We start from the raw sequence: 3,226 nt of genomic DNA on the forward strand, positions 1-3,226 counted from the left end.
GGGCCGGGTTGCAAGGGAAGGGGAGGGGGCGGGTGAGACGCACCCCTTCGGCTTTAGCTTCCTCACTATCAATTCGTCTTCTCCTGGTAGATGGTTGACGGCATCGACATGCCACCAGGTTAGAACCAGGACTGCGCCATGCTGCCGGAAATCAAATTGCTGGGTGACGTCGATGTCGCCGCTCTGTCGCCGCTGATGCGCGGCATGCTTCTTTCGGTTGCCTATGCGGAGGGCGAGGGGGGGCATCGGGTTGACGGCGACCGGCGCCATGAACCGTAAGTTCGTGCATTGGGCCGCTGTGCACTTCCTCTGGCCAGGATTCACAGCCGAAGACCTCTACAGCATGAGCAAGGTACTCAATGAAAGCGACATGCCACCGCTCTGGGTCGGGCGCGACATGGCCCGCCACTTCAAACTTCTTCGTAAAAACAAGGACGTGCTGCTCCCAACCAAACGCGGCCGCGAGTTTTTGGCAAAACCGCAAGCCTTCTTCGATCTGATTGCCACCGACTATCTCTATTCGTATGTCCATGACATCGAACAGGAGCAGGAGGTGCGCGAGCGATGGCGCTGGTGGCGCATGTTCCTCAATCTTCTCAATATCAAAGCAAGAGCAGGTTGCTCCCTCATAGACATTATGAAAATCCTCTATCCAAGCCTGGCGCACCTGTCGGACACCGAAATGACCATGGAAGCCTGGGCATTGAGATCCGACCTAAAGTATGGCGTCTTTCGGCGCTTGTGCTGGTTGGGTTTGCTCTATGAGGCACGAGAGGGGCTCACTCTTCCGCAGGACGGATGCTTCCACAAGACGCCACTTTGGGCAGCTTGCCTGCAGTTGGAATCGGATACGCAAAGCGACATTGGCGTGCATTGACGATCTTTATTCCGCAGCAGGCTGTCTCGACAGTGCCCTCTCGCGCCGGGCAATCACCGCCGGATCGTTCATGAAGTCTTTCGGCCGGCCCGGCTTGCGACCACGCGGCGTGTAGCCATTCTTCTCGCTATTGGTCTTCACCACCGGCTTCATCTGCTGGTCTTGGCGCTCCTTGACGTAAGCCAGGATATCACCGAGCCGCTTGTTCTCGGTGATCGCCGCATGCGTCACCCGCTGGTCCATGTCGAACACCCGGTAGGGCAGGCAATAGCCTTTCCAGCGCACATCCAGGCGACCATCCGCATAGGCATAGGTCTCGACATAGCGACCAACCAGACCGCGCGTCACCTCGGTCTCCTCCAGCATGACCCGCTTGCGCTCGAACGAAAAGGTCAGCTGCGATCCAACATAACGCTGCTCGCGTTTGCACAGGATCTCCGTCAACCGATCCGGAGCCAGGTTCATCGGCCGATGCAGATCTTCCGAACGAGCAGGGGCAACCGCAAATCGTGCATTGTATGCCTCTATGAAGTCTGGCAGAAACACATTGCCTGCCTCCATGTTGCTGATCCCGGCAAGCCGCAGCTCCTTGACCAGCCGATCCTGCAGCGTCCGGTTCATCCGCTCGACACGGCCCTTGGCCTGGCTCGAATTTGCACAAAGAATCTCGATGTTTAGTTCCGAGAGTGCCCGCCCGAACTGCGTCATGCCCTGGCCACTCTTGGCATCCTTCTTCGCCACCCGAAACACCGAGTGCTTGTCCGAATAAAAGGCGATCGGTGCGCCGTGCCGCTTCAGATAGCGCTCCAGCGCCTCGAAGTAAGTGAAGGCGCTTTCCGAACGAACAAAGCGCAACTGCATCAGCTTGCCGGTCGCATCGTCGACGAACACCAGCAGCGAACACGGCGGTCCGCGGTCCTCGAACCAGCGGTGCTCGGAGCCGTCGATCTGCACCAGCTCACCATAGGCTTCGCGCCGCAGCCGCGGTTGATGAAACGTCCGCCGCTGCTTGCGCGACAGCCAGAGGCCGGCATCCACCATCCAGCTTCGAAGCGTCTCGCGTGACACCCGCAAGCCATCGCGCTCGGCAAGCTTCTCGGCCGCCAGCGTCGGCCCGAAATCCGCATAGCGCTCACGAACCAGCGTCACCGCGTAATCGCGAACGCCATCACAAATCCGATTGTTCGACGGCCGGCCGATCGCCTTGTGCCGGATCGACGCCGCACCGCCAGTGCTGATCCGATCCAGAAGACGACGGACCTGGCGCGTGCTCAGATCAAGCACATGCGCCGCCGACACCAGCGTCATGCGGCCGGCGATCACCTTCGACAAAATCTCGATCCGCTGCAGATCGCGCTCGCTCATCGCAATCAGTCCCATCCGCAATCTCCCAGGTCATCAAAAACCCGGGGAGAGTGACATTCCAACTTTGCAAAAACAGGACACTTCAACTTTGCGGCTACACATAAGGTGATCAGATAATCTGAATTATGGAACTAAATGATGTTGCGCCGCCGGCTACAGAATGGCCATCAACGCAGTCGCAAGGATCGTGCAGCCCATCAGGGCATTGATCGTCCGCTCGGTCGTCGGCTTGAGATCGGCCCGGCCTAAGACGACGCCAGCCCAGAGCCAGGCAAGGTCGGCAACGATCATGACGACAACGCAGATAATCCACTTGATCGACATGTCCGCTACGGTGTCCAGCCGGGCGATAGCGTAAGACGCCATCAGAGATGCAAACGCAATATAAGCCTTCGGATTCGTAACGCCTAGGAGCATTCCACCACCCACCGTCGAAGCGAAGCTCGATCCAGCCTCCGCCTCGCTTGCCCCAACCGGGGCGAAAGCGATCTTGTAAGAAAGATAGAGCAAATAGGCCGTCGCGATGAACATCATCGTCTTTGTAGCTCCCGGAATAGCCGCAAATGCCGAAAAGAGGCCAGCGGCACTAGCGCCGGCGGCAGTTGCCAAGCCCAGCTGCAGGCCGGCATAAAAGCGCAGGCCCTGGAAAAATCCCCGCTCTTTGCCAACGGCGATAAGCGCCGCAATGGCAGGCCCAGGCGACCCAAGCAGAACCACCGAAGCAAGCGAGAAAAGAGACAGATTCATCAAATCAATTGTCACGGAATCTGGAGGGTTATTTGAGGTCGCATGGGCGGTGCTGCGACTTCGGGCGACCTCATGTAAGCCGGATTGAACTAAGACGCGGGTTGTTTGACGCTGTTATGGGGAATTGAGAGCCAACCCGCCGGAGATGAAGGACGCCGTATCTCGTTCCGACTGCTTGCTGGCGGCACTGAGCGGGGAATGATGCTTTCCGGTGCAGTTTTGCCGGGGACTTTGCGG

Annotated in this window: 2 protein-coding genes and 1 pseudogene; 1 reads left to right on the plus strand and 2 read right to left on the minus strand. The window is 58.5% G+C overall.

Translation table 11 applies throughout. From position 1 onward, the window contains the following. Positions 1 to 138: 138 nt before the first annotated feature. A pseudogene (locus QD461_RS36440) lies at positions 139 to 877 on the plus strand (hypothetical protein). Between the two features lie 6 nt (positions 878 to 883). Here the strand turns inward: QD461_RS36440 and QD461_RS36445 are convergent. Then, positions 884 to 2,257 carry an ISNCY family transposase gene (locus QD461_RS36445; RefSeq protein WP_414091624.1) on the minus strand — a complete coding sequence of 458 codons (1,374 nt, stop codon included), beginning with the start codon at positions 2,255 to 2,257 and terminating at the stop codon, positions 884 to 886. 138 nt (positions 2,258 to 2,395) lie between these two features. Continuing rightward, positions 2,396 to 2,989, minus strand: coding sequence for a LysE family translocator (locus QD461_RS36450; protein ID WP_414091625.1), 594 nt, complete (start codon positions 2,987 to 2,989; stop codon positions 2,396 to 2,398). Positions 2,990 to 3,226: the final 237 nt, after the last annotated feature.

This window comes from Rhizobium sp. BR 314 (assembly GCF_047445805.1).
Classification (GTDB): Bacteria; Pseudomonadota; Alphaproteobacteria; order Rhizobiales; family Rhizobiaceae; genus Rhizobium; species Rhizobium lusitanum_B.